Source organism: Reinekea blandensis MED297, from assembly GCF_000153185.1.
Lineage (GTDB): Bacteria > Pseudomonadota > Gammaproteobacteria > Pseudomonadales > Natronospirillaceae > Reinekea > Reinekea blandensis.
This window is the reverse complement of sequence record NZ_CH724152.1, coordinates 549,618-562,729: the sequence shown is the minus strand read 5'-3', so window position 1 is coordinate 562,729 and position 13,112 is coordinate 549,618. Positions and strand designations below refer to the sequence as shown.

The following is a 13,112-nucleotide window of genomic DNA, read 5'->3' as shown; positions in this document are numbered from 1 at the left end:
TTGCTGACATTGACATGGCGGTTCCGGACAACGCTGTCTGAACGGGCCCGCCTGGTACCGCTATATCCCACAGCGAGCGAGACCGAAACTCAACATCGTCAGAACGGACGATAAAATAGTGACCCGAGTAGGGTCGGTGGTACACCGCTGTTATTCGTTCTTCTTCAACCATCCATTCGCCATCAGAGGTCAACGTCAGCGCCGCAACAAGACTATCGATGTCATGCTGCAATCTTGATTGGACAAACTCTCGCGTCAACGCCTTCACTGAAAAATGCACGATGACGATCAAAACAATCAACATTAAAAACAAGCCAAGAAACAGTTGGCGAGTCAGCGTTTGCTTTAACGATGTCGAATGAAAGAGCTTCCATACCGAACGACTCATGGCTGGGAACCCGACTGAAAAAGATACCCCTGACCTCGTTTGGTGACGATCGTGGATTTACCAAAACGCTGTCTCAGGCGATTGATATAGACTTCAATCACGTTACTGTCACGTAACATGTCTTCTTCATAAACATGTTCACTGAGCCGCGTTTTTGACAGTATGACATCGGGGTTCATCATAAAGTATCGTAGCAGCCTGAACTCAACACCCGTCAATTGATGCTGATGACCGAGTGCATCGGTCACGGTCTGAGAATCACTGTTGAGTGTCAACGCACCAGAAGTTATAACATCGGTTGATACACCATAACGACGACGCGCCAGTGCATCCATGCGCGCCAAAAGCTCTTCCTCATGGAATGGTTTACCGAGATAATCGTCCGCACCGGCTTTCAATCCGTCGACTCGCTCATGCCAGGCATCTCGTGCTGTTAAGACCAATACCGGAGTTTCCACACCCGAAGCCCGCCAGTGGCGCAAAACATCGAGTCCGTTTTTGCCAGGTAAGCCCAGGTCGAGGATAATCAAATCCAGACTGAGCTCCATTCCGGAAAACTCACCGTCGACACCATTAGTGGCGACTTCCAGCGCATAACCGTGCTGCTTGATTCGAGCCTGCAGTCTTGCGATCAGTTCAGTGTCATCTTCCACCAGAAGCACGCGCATCAGTCATCTACCTCGACGTTCAGAAGCTCTCCGGTGACGGCATCAAACTCAATTTCCGTCACCACACCTTGCTCATTGATGATCTCAAACTCGTAGATCCAGTGCTGATGCTCCTGTTCCAGTTCGATATCCAGCCATCGTCCACCAAGCAAGGCAGGGTAACGCTCTTGGAGACTGACCACCGATATCAGCTCGCCGCGCTCGACCATTTGGTTGATCTGCTGAGAACTTAACCGGCTGTCGGCCCAACTGAAGGAAGGCGCTATCTGCAGGCTAGTCGTCATCCCAATGAGGAGCGCCAGGTATGTTAACGGAGTCTTCATCAAACAGTCCTCGTTCAGCGGCATCACCATGGCATGCCTGACATTGGCTAAAGCTACCCACTTCCGGGTTGCCGCCAACGTAACGGTCCGGGATTTCATGGTGGATACGAGTATAGAACGGCATCTCAGTGATACGTAAGGGTGGCTCTGCTAAATTAACACCGCGCATCACCCGGGATTGCATCCGAGACTGTCCCGCGTCTGCGGCAAATGCCTGCAGGTACGTAGCAACGTCCTGATGCACATCGGGCATCAGCTCCGCATTGTCACCAAAGTGCTGATCAAGAGTAGCCATTATCTGAGACCAACTTCGTGATGGTAGAAAGTCAGTCGGATACGCGATGTGACAAGCCGAGCACTCTTCCTGATAACTCTGAGCCGCTTTCTGCCAGCCGGCTTCCATAGAGGCCGCCCCTGCCTTCGAAGAATAGGAATGTTCGTTTTCACTTTCGTACTTATCACTGAAAGCAATCCCGATTAAACCCATCGCCAGAGTACTGCCTAACAAAACGGTACCGATCACCCAGCGTAAGCCGTTTATCCAATGTTTCATAGTATGAGCCCTCTTATTTTACTGTTGTTGCAGCCAAACCAGAACATCACCCTTTTCCTGTACGGTGCATTCTCTTGACCAAACCGTTTTGCAGTTTCGGAACAACCACTTTTCAATGGTACGCACGTCGGTTAACCGGCTCGCGTTCACAGACCTGGCCATGGGTGCAATCACTTTTCCGGTGCGTGAGTGCTTACCGGGATTCGTCACATCCTGACCATGACAGCCCGCACAACTCAGGTTACCCGCGCCTTTGGTTTGCCAGAACGCCTGCCCTCTTTCTGCACTAAAGGGTTCTGTCGTCGTCTGCCCGTAGTCACTCAGCAACTGATCGACAGCGTCCGAGCTGATTGCCATAGGGATGGACAGACTCATTAGCATTAAAAACATAAAACGATTAATCATGATCCTTCTCCTGCTGTTTCTTTCGCCCGGTGATCATGGCTTTCACGAGATTTTCCTGATGCATCCGGCTACTAAAGATGACTCCGCTGACATGAAGCAAAACAGCAAATACCAGAATGCTCGCAGTGACCTCATGGACCTCTTCAATCCAATGCTCATCAAGTTGCAGTATTGGGGAACTTGCCAATGGTCCCTGTCCTTCAAAGCCGGCCAGCATGGTGCCCGTAAACACCGTCACCGTCAGGCCTGAGAGAAGCAGTAAAATCATGATTCCACCCGCCGGGTTGTGGCCTAGGTATCGGCGAGCCGTTCCGGACACGATTGATTGAAGGTACTGCAGAATGGTTCCGGGATGACTGACAAAGTCTGAAAACCTTGCATGCTGGGTGCCGATAATCCCCCAAACCAAACGAAAACCAAGCAATCCGGCGATGGTGTACCCGCTCAGAATATGGACTTGGCTGCCGCTATCGCCCGTGACATAAGACAGGCTGAAGAAGCCCACTAAGCTCCAATGAAAGATTCGAACCAAAAGGTCCCATACCAGCACCGTCGGCGCAGACTGAGTCGAAGAGTTTGAAAGGTTTGGGTTCATCAATTATCCCCTTTAGCGTGAGTGCCTTTAAGGATAAGGATGAAAGTTAAACTGAAGCTTAAAAACGAAAGAAACCTTTAACAGGCGAGTCGACCAACCCAGCAAACTGGGTTACCGGGTTGGCAAAGTCAGGATCTTATCTACGGCCCGATTACTGACTGCGGTTCCCACGAGCGTCCATGTTGCCGGTATAGGCCCGCTCAGAGATATCAATCCAGGCACGGGCCTTTTCAAGATAAGCTTGCTGACTGGCAATGATGCGTGCGGCTAATGGATCTTGTTCCGCTTTTTGGGCAAGCAAGCGGCGATTCGCTTCTCGCAGTTGCTTCATAATTTCATCGGAGAACTGCCGAACCTTAATGTTCGGGTTTTGCTCCAGCATCGTCGCCCAGTTTTTAGCACTTTCGTGTTGCGACTGCACCCACATATCGTAAGCCGACAGCCGCATGGCCACCTTCAGAATCTCCTGTAAATCCGTGGGCAAGCCATTAAACACCTCCCGGTTGATTAAAAACTGCAGCTCGGTGGCGGGTTCGTGCCAACCGGTGTAGTAGTACTCGGCAGCGTTTGGAAATCCCATGGCCAAATCGAGCGACGGCCCAACCCATTCCAATGCATCAATCTCCCGGTTAATAAGTGCCTGATACAGCTCGCCACTGGGCAGGTTAACAGGTTGCACGCCCAGTTCCGCCATGATCTCTCCGGCAAAGCCGGGAATCCGCATGCGTAACCCATCAAGATCGTCTGGCGTTCGTATTTCCTGTTTGAACCATCCCCCCATCTGCTGGCCGGTATTGCCGCCAGGGAAGGAATAGAGGTTATGTGGCGCGTACACTTCATCCATGAGCGCCATACCGTCATCAAAATAAAACCAGCTGTATTGTTCACTGGCGATCATGCCAAACGGCATGGTCGAAAAGTATTGCGTGTTCGGCACCTTGTCAGTCCAGTAATAGGACGCCGAATGGCCCATGTCGTAATCACCGGACTTAACCAGATCGAACACACCCAACGGTTGTTGATGCACATCCGCCGAATCGATTTGAATGTTCAGTCGTCCACCGGATAACTCCGCTGCCAACGCCGCAAAGTTTTTGGTGGCATCGCCGAAGATGGGATAATCCGGCCCCCAGGTTTCAGCCAGCTTTAGGGTTATCACATCGGCCGCCAAGGTCAGTCGGCTGATCAGCAGACATGACAGTATCAGAGTCATTCGTTTCATGATCATTCCTCACCGGCCAATGGATTCGAGATAGCTGTAATCAGAGAGCAGCGTCCAGTTGCGCATCATTGCCTGATAACCCAACTGCGATTCAATGATGCGTCGTGCCTGGTCGTTGTCGTCGGCAAACTCCACCAGCTTGCGCTCATTCACGCGGCGTAGTTCGCTCATCACTTCATCAGGAAAGTCCTTTACACGGATGGTCGGAAACTGCCGACGCATGTCCGCCCAGGCCTGCGCACTGACGTCGACCGAATGCACATAGGTATCGTACGCCGAAGCCCGCATGGCAGCTTTTAAAATGGCCTGCAGATCCGCAGGCAAAGACTGGTAAACCTCATCGTTAATCAGAAACTGCAGTTCTGCACCGGGTTCGTGCCATCCGGTGTAGTAAAACTGCGCGGCCAGGTGCAACTTCAGGTTAAAGTCAGTCGACGGCCCTACGAACTCCGCGGCCTGAATTACATTGCGACTCATCGCCTCGTAAAGGTCCGTGGCCGGAATGTTCGTGGGTACCACACCCAGCTCCGAGAGCACTTCGCCGGCAAAGCCCGGTACGCGCATTTTTAAACCGTTCAGGCTTTCGGTGTTTTTAATGCGCTTCTGAAACCAGCCACCCATTTGCGACCCGGAGTTGCCGCCGGGTAAAGAGAGGAGCCCTAGGGGTTGGTAGACTTCATCCATCAATGCCTGACCTCCGCCATGCTCCAGCCAGGCATACTGTTCTAACGGCAACATGCCAAACGGCATGGTGGTAAAGAACAGTGTATTGGGCACCTTGCCCTTCCAATAGTAGGACGCGGAATGTCCCAAGTCGTATTCGCCGTTACGAACCATGTCAAAAACGTCGAGCGGTCGACCGTGCTCTTCACTGCCGATCACATCAATGGTCAGCCGACCATTGGACATTTTAGCGACGCGTTCCGCCATACGCTTCGGGCTTTCGGAAAATACCGGGAAGTCCGATCCCCAGGACATGGCCAGTTTCAGTTGATAGGGTTCTTCGGAAAAACTAAAGGCTATGAAGCAAACAGGCACGAGCCAGCGCGCCAGGTTTTGGAGTAGTGATTTCATGGAAGTCGCCTGATTTTTTATATTATTGTTTTTGTATTTTTATTATCACTGCGAAGGTCGCGCTCTGAGCGCTAAGACTCTCTCCTCGCCGAGTGAGCCGATCATATCAACTGTTCTTAAGTTAAACAGACTCGACCCCGTACTACATTAGTCTGATGGTCATTCCGGGCACTTAGCGCAGCCGGATGGTACCGCGCAGAAACCGCTTACAGGCTTTACTGATAAAAAATAAACCAAGTGGTCGCGTTGTGAACGGCGTCTCATAAAACGAAGACACAGGGGTCATCCTTTATTCACTCAATCCGAGTAACAGTTAAATTCCATTCATGGCTGCGTAGCATTGGTTACTCAATCAAAGACCAAGTTCAATCGATTTATCATCTGTTTCAGCTCAAGGGTTCAGTTCCAGCGTCAAACTCAAATCATGCTGCGGACAGCGCCATAATCTTGCGAACCGATCCTCAGTTTTCATGCCCCGGTTTTAATACGGTATTCGATTCGGTTGTGTGGTTCGGCCGTTTCATTCCGATCAACCGAAACACCGTCAACCTTGGTAAAGCCAAGGCAAATGATAATCAAAAAGAACCTGCGTTCTGCAGGACTCAATAAGGTCGAAGAGATAATGATAAAACTCTTGCAACAATGGTCACTGCTGTTGTTCGCCAGCTTGTTCACTATGGTTTGTATTGCCCAATCCGGCGAGACTTACAAAACCTGGGCGAACGAAACGTTTGCGGACATCGAACGTGACTTAGGTATTAATGGCAGCGCCCTCTTTCGTGAAAAACAATCCGCGAATGCGGTGGCGTTTAACTGGCCTCAAGGCATTCAGTTCCATGCGGTAACGGCGGCGCAACGCACAAGCCAAGCTCAAAGCATGGCCAATGAAATTCATAACCGATACTGGTGTTTCAAAAACAACATTTGGGGATACAGTGCCAGCGCCGATGGCTGTGGTGGACGATTTTATGATGACAATGCTTGGATAGCCAAAGGGCTGATGGAACTCTATGAGCTAACTGACAACATAACCTATGTAGATCGTGCAAAACAGGTGGTCGCATTCAGCATGAGTGGTGAGAATCCGTCGAATGGCACACCTAATGGTGGCATTCGCTGGCAGGAAGGTAACACCACCGGACAATGCCTGTGCGCGACAGCCCCAACCACTGCGGCCAATCTGTTAATTTATCAGGCAACGGGCGAGCAGAAGTATTTAACCGACGGCTTACGTTTGTATAACTGGATCAAAGCCAACAAATTTGGCGTTGGTCCTGGCTATCGTGGTTATGAAAACGCCGTCGTCACTCAGGCCGCACTGACACTTCATGAAATCACAGGAGACGACACCTATTATGAAGACGCCAAACGCATGGGGCTTCGCATGGAAACCGCCTACATCGATAACTATACCGGTGCCCTGCGGGAGTCTGGCAAATGGGGTGGGCACGACATGGCTGCCGCGTATGTTGACCTTTGGGAAGTCGATGGCGATATCAACTGGTTAAACATTGCTGCCGGCTTCGTAAACTTCACCTACAACGAGTTGCAGGGCAACCAAGGTCGTTACCCGGTGCAATGGGACGGTTCAGACAATGAAGTGAGCCAGCAACTGCTGGACTTTGCCTCCGTTGCCCGTGGATTTGCTGAATTAAGCGTAACACCGGGTGGCGATAAAAAAGCGCCCGATGCCGCCGCCATTTACCGTAATTGCCAGTACGAAAACTGGTTCTCCACTGGCTTGGCACCCGGTCAGTACACGCAAGCGGATCTGGAATACCTAGGCTTTGGCAACAATCGCGTTTCCGCCCTTCGTGTTTCTCCTGACTTTCAGATCACCCTGTACGACGGTGATAACTTCACCGGCGACAGTCAGGTTTTTAACGCCGACGATGCCTGCCTGGATGACAACAATTTCAACAACCGGGCCACGTCGATCATCGTAGAACCTCGCGTCCCTGTGGCAACGGTTTACGAGCACTGTAATTTCGATGGCCGCGGCGTTACCTTAACCGAAGGCCTCTATAACCTGTTCGATCTACAAAAGCGCGGAATGAAAAGTAACAACATTTCATCCGTCAAGGTCCCTGCCGGGTATGAGTTGGTCGGCTATGATGGCGCTGATTTTGGTGATACCGGTACCGTGTTGAGTACGGACGATAATTGCCTGGTTGATAATGGTGCGAACGACCTGTTTTCGTCAGTTGAATTACGTAAGGTAGGTACCAGTACCCCACACAACCACACGAATGTTCGAATTGAAAACCGAGGTCATTCGACCTGGTTACAAGGCACCCATTTTGGTGACGGGAGCGGAGTCGGTAATAATGCGCAAGCGGTCGATCAACGATTTACAGGAGGTAAAACGCGTTGGACCTTGCGACCGGTCCAAGGCAATCAAGGCTACTATCGCATAGAGAACACCTTTTACCAGCAATGGCTGCAAATGAGTGATGTTTCCGATGCCACTAACGGTCAGCCTAACGCCGTAGCCGATGGCGACACCAAAGCCGTTCGTTTGGTCGATACCACCAATACCGGGGACTGGACCCAGTGGCGCAAGGTGATGACCGATAATGGCTATTTTCACTTAGAGAACAAACATTTTGGCTATTATCTGCAAGTTACATCACTGATCGATGTAGATGGAAATGGCTTCGATGGCGGATTTCAGATTCGTGGTGTAAAAGCCAATAAAACGGGGAGCTGGACGCAGTTCAAGCTCGTCAGTGATGACGAGTCAAACAACAATCCGCCCCCGCCAACAACGCCTGATTTTTCGGCAACCATTCAAGCCGAACACTTTACCAACATGTTCGGCGTCGAAACCGAAACCACGACCGATGTAGATGGTGGTCTTAATGTCGGGTGGATCGATACCGCCGACTGGATGGCCTATGCAAATCTTTTAAACTTGCCACAAGCTGGGACTTATCGAATTTCCTATCGCATTGCGAGCCTGGGAGGCGGCCAACTATCGGCCGACTTGGATGCCGGCGCTGTGCAGTTAGGTACCGTTGAAATCCCGGCAACGGGAGGTTGGCAGAACTGGCAGACGGTTTCCCATGAAGCAACCTTACCGGCGGGACCATTAATGTTTGGCCTTTATGCGGCACAAGGTGGCTTCAACTTGAACTGGTTTCAGGTCGAGTTACTGCCTTAAGCGTTGATGATAAAGGCTATAAAGCACCGAAAAGACCGCTTCGGCGGTCTTGTTAAAGGGTATGACTAAAAAGTCTGGCTGGTCTTTGTTTCGGGAAACGCCCCTGCACTTTTACAGAGCAGGTCATACTCAACAGTATGAACGACGTTTTTTTACACCAATGAGCAGGCTTTTGGCAGCCGCTGAGTATGCGCTGGATTGCCTGTAAAAGTTGAGGAACTCTCGTCGTGCCCCGAATACCAATGCAGACGGTCGTCTTGTGTTCTACAACTTGGTCAGGAAAGTTCCCTCAGGCTGTACAGGCAGGTAGCGTTGATAAAAATCAAGATACGCCTGTTCCGGGTCCAGATCCTCAAACAGTTCCGGATAGAGTGCTTTGGCATAAAACTGAATCATGGCGCCATCAAAGATGGTTCGGCATGCCCCGTGATAGGCACCATACAAACGATTCTCTTTCACTGCCGTCAATGTTGACCAACCCAGGCGGTCTTTAAACCCAGCCAGGCGTTCTTTGGCCACACCTTCGTCAACGCCCTGCCCCATAACCATGGCGTCGTCACCATTGCCGGTTTCATAACCGGTGATCACAATAAGTTCCGGGTCCGAAGCCAGAATCTGCTCGGCACTTAACATTCCCCACCATTCCACGTGCGGCGCTGAAATATTGTCCCCTCCGGCAGTTGTAGCAATGGCGCCCCACATATTTTTACCAAAGGTATAGCCGATTTCATTAATGCCGGTCGCGCCAAACTCGGTGTAGATGCGTGGCTTCGGTAAATTAGCCGCGGCCAAACGTTCGGTAATCATCTCAACATTTTGCTGATAGTCGTTAGCCATTGTTTTTGCCCGGTCGACCTGACCCGTAATGTGCCCGATGATTTCTGTGCTTTTCACATGACGCTCAACCGTTTGAGCATTGTAGTCAACGACGACCACCGTCATGCCTGCCTGCTCCAGTCGATCAATGTCCTCCCCTAACCCTTTGAACTGCCAATCAGCTAACATGATGACGTCGGGGTTCAGGCTGATGACTTTCTCAACAGAAAAGGTTTTGGTGTCTACGCGACCAATACCCGGGATATCATCCAACGAAGGACGATGCTTAAGATACATTTCCCAGTTCGCAGAGCGTGCCTGCCAGATGTATTTTGACAGACCCACGACACGGTCATAAGCGGCCTCAGTACCGATGGCCATATAATCTTCGGGGTAAAAGCCCACAACAACCCTTTGAGCGGGCGATTCAAATGTCACTTCCCGATCCAATACATCAGTAATGGTCACCGGAGCGGCGAAACTGACTGACGCCAGCAATAAGGTCATCAGACCAATGAATTTCTGCAACATGTTTTCCTCGGAATCACAGACGAATTAATGGATGCTCAGGCAGTTTCAGGCAGTGGTTTAAAGTGAGAGCGGCATGCCTGCGCCGCACTTTTAAGACCTGTGTCTAAAACTTTGCTTGAAAGAATTCTAAGGTTAATTACAATTGAAATGCAAATAATTATCATTTGCATACAACTCAACCAATCTGTTTTCCAGCAACGCTCTATTGAAGATCGGGCACTTTCAGGAAAATGTACTGTTTCGCCTGCACCTGAGGCATAGACTTTAAGCGATGCTATGACCCACTCCGACACCATTCACAATCTGATCCACCGACAGCGCCAGCATGAACAACGGCGACTCGCGATCCTTGCCCTGTTTGTTACGCTGAGCACACTCTCTTTTCTGATGGATCTGGCGACTGGTCCATCGTTACTGAGTATTGCGGAGGTGTTTCAGGCCCTACTCTATCAAGTGGGTGTTCCCTTTGAAGTTTCGCCCACGACGCTCGTGATTGTGACCGACCTGCGACTACCCATTGCGCTGATGGCGATTATCGTCGGAGGCTCACTTGGCGTCGGTGGCGCCGAGATGCAGACGCTGTTAAACAACCCGATGGCCAGCCCTTACACACTTGGCATGGCCGCTGCCGCCGGGTTCGGTGCCGCTCTGGTATTGTATTTGGGATCGTTTGGTTTCCGCACTGGCATAGCGGTGCCCGTCGGCGCTTTTATCTGTTGTATGGTGTCAGCCGGTTTATTGTTCGGGCTGGCAAGCATTCGGCATATCACCTCTGGTCAGCTGATTCTGGCCGGTATCGCGCTGCTGTTCTTGTTTCAGTCACTCCTTTCATTGGTGCAGTTTGTCTCTTCTCCCGAACTGAGCCAACAGATTCTGTTTTGGCTGTTTGGCAGTCTGACCAAAGCCACCTGGGCCAATGTTTCCATTGTCGCAGTCGTTACCCTGTTGTGCAGTGCCATCATCATGGCTGACGCCTGGAAACTGACTGCTCTGCGCTTGGGTGAGGAGCGCGCTAAAAGCCTGGGCGTGAATGTCACCCGCTTACGATTGAAGACGCTGATTATCGTGGCACTGATGACCGCCACGGCCACCAGCTTTGTTGGCATCATTGGGTTTATTGGCATCGTCGCGCCGAACATGGCACGCATGTTAGTGGGCGAGGATCAGCGCTACTTTTTACCGATGTCATTTCTGATGGGGGCTTTTTTACTGTCAACGGCATCCGTCTTTACCAAGATCATTGTGCCGGGCGCACTGTTCCCCATCGGTATCGTGACCGCCATTATTGGCGTGCCATTTTTCTTTTGGCTCATCATCAGCGGGAAACGGTAATCATGCTGGAAATTAAAAACCTGGCGTTGGCCTTCGGCGATCTCAAACTGGCTGACAATCTGAGTTGCTGTCTTGAGCCAGGCAGAACACATGTCATCATCGGGCCGAACGGTACCGGTAAAAGCTCTTTGCTGAAAACATTATTTGGCGATATTCGGCCTCAACAGGGCGAGATTGTTCACAATCACAAACCTCTTGATTACGCCCACCTCAATCACTGGCGACAGGCATTTGGCTACATGCCCCAGGACATCCACCTGGATGTCAATCTGACGGTTCTGGAAGTGGTTCTTCTGGGGCAACTGAACGCCCTGTCGCTGAAACTGAATGACCAGTTATTAACCGATGCACTGGACGCCTTGACACAAATCGGTCTGGTCCATTTGGCGAATCGCGATGTTCGCACGCTTAGTGGCGGGCAACGCCAGATGATTCTGTTTGCTCAAGCCCTGATGCGCAAACCGGAGATACTCATGCTGGATGAACCGGTCAGCGCTCTCGACCTGCATTATCAACAGGTGCTGCTTGAACATCTGGACACGGAAACCAAAGCTCGAAACTGGGTTTCAATTGTCGTGTTGCATGATCTGAACCTTGCAGCACAGTACGCAGATAACCTGTTGGTACTAAAAGACGGCAACCTTGTTGCTCAAGGGTCACCGGCAGACATATTAACCGCAGAACTGATTCAGGAGATCTATGGAGTTGCCTCCGATATCCTTTACGACAGTGATGGCATTCCCTTTATCCGTTCCCAGCGATTGCATAAAGTGACGGCATCAGGTGTGTCGAACACATAAAAAAAAGATCGCCTCGGCGATCTTTTCAGATTTAACATTTAGCCAGATGCACACGCCATCATTCGGCTAAGGCTGTGTTCGTATAAGTCACTTGAATATTGCTGCCACAATGGGTCGATGTCGCATTAAACACCGTGATGTCACCATCCACGATTTTCTGTGCGACCGATTCGACTTCTGTCTTTTCAGTTTGGGTGTACAGCATTGCATTATGCTCATCTTCCGCAAGATAAACACCGCCATCTTCTAAACCATACCGAACCAGCCCTCCGGACCAGGTCGATTCCTGCGCCGCTTTGGTTTCCTCAACCGCGGCTAAAGCCAGATTTTTCACCATTGAAGTTAACATCGTGCCCGGCTGCAGGTAATTCTGATTCGAGTCGACGCCAATCGCCATAATGCTCTGATCCGCTGCCTGTTGATAAACCCCAATACCGGTGCCACCAGCGGCGGCAAAAATCACATCGGCATTACCATCAATGTGAGTTTGCGCAATGGCAGCGCCACGATCGGGGTCGTTCCAGGCTGCTGCGGTGTTACCGGTTGTTTCAAAAAGCACAGTCACAGACGCCGGCTCCTGGCTATTAAAATACTCAACACCCTGAGCGTAGGCACAACCAAAACGGTAGATCAGCGGAATGTTCATACCACCAATAAAGCCCACCGTGCCGGATGATTTATAGGCCGCGGCATACCCCGCCAGAAACGAGCCTTCCTGCACGTTGAAATCAACGACCCGAATGTTGTCGTCAACCTGTGCACTGGTATGGTCGAGTAAAATGAGTCGGTCATCGGTGTTGGCCGACGCGACCGCCGTCACCACGCTGACATATTCAAAACCAACGAACAGCGCAATCGCATTGGCGCGGGTGGATAATTGCTCTTGGGTCACGTCCGTCAAGTCGTCGGTTGTCTCTGGTTCGACCTCGATCACGCGATACCCGAGACCTTCCAGCTCCGGCACCGCAATGTCGTTGATCATCTGGTTAAACGACCGATCCGCAACACCTTCGGTACCATAAAAGATCAATACCGGTCGACCGGTTGTATGATTACTGGTGTTGTCATTTCCGTCGCCTGACGGCAGACAGCCCGCTAAAACCGTCCCTGTTAACAAAAACACGGCCATGTTTTTCATGAAGGTCATTCCTTGTGGTTGTGTTGGTCAGCGCTTGAGTTTAGCCAATCCTCAAAAAAGCGCTAACCGGCTCAACATAAACCGTTGAGCATCACTCTGACCTT

The 13,112-nt window shown here is 50.9% G+C and carries 12 protein-coding genes and 1 pseudogene; 3 read left to right on the top strand and 10 right to left on the bottom strand.

Translation table 11 applies throughout. From position 1 onward, the window contains the following. From MED297_RS22330 to MED297_RS14145, 8 genes and pseudogenes are all read right to left on the bottom strand, one after another. Positions 1–388 (bottom strand): annotated as a pseudogene (locus MED297_RS22330) (hypothetical protein); the annotation flags it as partial. Next, complete coding sequence (locus MED297_RS14175; protein WP_008046064.1) at positions 385–1,056, bottom strand: response regulator transcription factor; 672 nt, start codon at positions 1,054–1,056, stop codon at positions 385–387. The pseudogene MED297_RS22330 and the gene MED297_RS14175, both read right to left, overlap by 4 nt. Beyond that, complete coding sequence (locus MED297_RS14170) at positions 1,056–1,340, bottom strand: PepSY domain-containing protein (protein WP_008046063.1); 285 nt, start codon at positions 1,338–1,340, stop codon at positions 1,056–1,058. Before MED297_RS14170 ends, MED297_RS14175 begins: the two co-directional genes overlap by 1 nt. Further along, positions 1,330–1,932 (bottom strand): diheme cytochrome c, encoded by a 603-nt coding sequence (locus tag MED297_RS14165; RefSeq protein WP_008046062.1) that lies wholly within the window; start codon positions 1,930–1,932, stop codon positions 1,330–1,332. The genes MED297_RS14170 and MED297_RS14165 overlap by 11 nt, the downstream gene beginning before the upstream one ends. Before the next feature lie 18 nt (positions 1,933–1,950). Beyond that, the gene (locus MED297_RS14160) at positions 1,951–2,337 is read right to left on the bottom strand and encodes a DUF1924 domain-containing protein (RefSeq protein ID WP_008046061.1); all 387 of its coding nucleotides are present in this window, start codon (positions 2,335–2,337) and stop codon (positions 1,951–1,953) included. Continuing rightward, positions 2,330–2,932, bottom strand: coding sequence for a cytochrome b/b6 domain-containing protein (locus MED297_RS14155; protein WP_008046060.1), 603 nt, complete (start codon positions 2,930–2,932; stop codon positions 2,330–2,332). Before MED297_RS14155 ends, MED297_RS14160 begins: the two co-directional genes overlap by 8 nt. 151 nt (positions 2,933–3,083) lie before the next feature. Further along, a complete protein-coding gene (locus tag MED297_RS14150; RefSeq protein ID WP_008046059.1) occupies positions 3,084–4,160 on the bottom strand; it encodes a TRAP transporter substrate-binding protein in 1,077 nt (358 codons plus the stop codon). Positions 4,161–4,163: 3 nt separating this feature from the next. Beyond that, positions 4,164–5,228: a TRAP transporter substrate-binding protein gene (locus tag MED297_RS14145; RefSeq protein ID WP_008046058.1), complete on the bottom strand. Its 1,065-nt coding sequence runs from the start codon at positions 5,226–5,228 to the stop codon at positions 4,164–4,166. A 622-nt stretch (positions 5,229–5,850) separates the two neighbouring features. Between MED297_RS14145 and MED297_RS21435 the strand changes: the two genes are divergently transcribed. After that, complete coding sequence (locus MED297_RS21435) at positions 5,851–8,391, top strand: carbohydrate-binding protein (protein WP_008046049.1); 2,541 nt, start codon at positions 5,851–5,853, stop codon at positions 8,389–8,391. Positions 8,392–8,655: 264 nt separating this feature from the next. Here the strand turns inward: MED297_RS21435 and MED297_RS14130 are convergent, their stop codons facing one another. Further along, positions 8,656–9,738 (bottom strand): ABC transporter substrate-binding protein, encoded by a 1,083-nt coding sequence (locus MED297_RS14130; RefSeq protein ID WP_008046048.1) that lies wholly within the window; start codon positions 9,736–9,738, stop codon positions 8,656–8,658. A 276-nt stretch (positions 9,739–10,014) separates the two neighbouring features. Between MED297_RS14130 and MED297_RS14125 the strand changes: the two genes are divergently transcribed. Both MED297_RS14125 and MED297_RS14120 read left to right on the top strand, forming a co-directional pair. After that, a complete protein-coding gene (locus MED297_RS14125) occupies positions 10,015–11,070 on the top strand; it encodes a FecCD family ABC transporter permease (protein WP_008046047.1) in 1,056 nt (351 codons plus the stop codon). 2 nt (positions 11,071–11,072) lie between these two features. Next, complete coding sequence (locus MED297_RS14120) at positions 11,073–11,870, top strand: ABC transporter ATP-binding protein (RefSeq protein WP_008046046.1); 798 nt, start codon at positions 11,073–11,075, stop codon at positions 11,868–11,870. 58 nt (positions 11,871–11,928) lie between these two features. Here MED297_RS14120 and MED297_RS14115 read toward each other — a convergent pair whose 3' ends face one another. Continuing rightward, positions 11,929–13,008 carry a BMP family lipoprotein gene (locus MED297_RS14115; protein WP_050762925.1) on the bottom strand — a complete coding sequence of 360 codons (1,080 nt, stop codon included), beginning with the start codon at positions 13,006–13,008 and terminating at the stop codon, positions 11,929–11,931. Positions 13,009–13,112: the final 104 nt, after the last annotated feature.

Excerpts from the sequence above, each read along its gene's own strand:
- MED297_RS14175 (WP_008046064.1), bottom strand. The coding sequence starts at position 1,056 with ATGCGCGTGCTTCTGGTGGAAGATGACACTGAACTGATCGCAAGACTG.
- MED297_RS14170 (WP_008046063.1), bottom strand. The coding sequence starts at position 1,340 with ATGACGACTAGCCTGCAGATAGCGCCTTCCTTCAGTTGGGCCGACAGC.
- MED297_RS14165 (WP_008046062.1), bottom strand. The coding sequence starts at position 1,932 with ATGAAACATTGGATAAACGGCTTACGCTGGGTGATCGGTACCGTTTTG.
- MED297_RS14160 (WP_008046061.1), bottom strand. The coding sequence starts at position 2,337 with ATGATTAATCGTTTTATGTTTTTAATGCTAATGAGTCTGTCCATCCCT.
- MED297_RS14155 (WP_008046060.1), bottom strand. The coding sequence starts at position 2,932 with ATGAACCCAAACCTTTCAAACTCTTCGACTCAGTCTGCGCCGACGGTG.
- MED297_RS14150 (WP_008046059.1), bottom strand. The coding sequence starts at position 4,160 with ATGATCATGAAACGAATGACTCTGATACTGTCATGTCTGCTGATCAGC.
- MED297_RS14145 (WP_008046058.1), bottom strand. The coding sequence starts at position 5,228 with ATGAAATCACTACTCCAAAACCTGGCGCGCTGGCTCGTGCCTGTTTGC.
- MED297_RS21435 (WP_008046049.1), top strand. The coding sequence starts at position 5,851 with ATGATAAAACTCTTGCAACAATGGTCACTGCTGTTGTTCGCCAGCTTG.
- MED297_RS14130 (WP_008046048.1), bottom strand. The coding sequence starts at position 9,738 with ATGTTGCAGAAATTCATTGGTCTGATGACCTTATTGCTGGCGTCAGTC.
- MED297_RS14125 (WP_008046047.1), top strand. The coding sequence starts at position 10,015 with ATGACCCACTCCGACACCATTCACAATCTGATCCACCGACAGCGCCAG.
- MED297_RS14120 (WP_008046046.1), top strand. The coding sequence starts at position 11,073 with ATGCTGGAAATTAAAAACCTGGCGTTGGCCTTCGGCGATCTCAAACTG.
- MED297_RS14115 (WP_050762925.1), bottom strand. The coding sequence starts at position 13,008 with ATGAAAAACATGGCCGTGTTTTTGTTAACAGGGACGGTTTTAGCGGGC.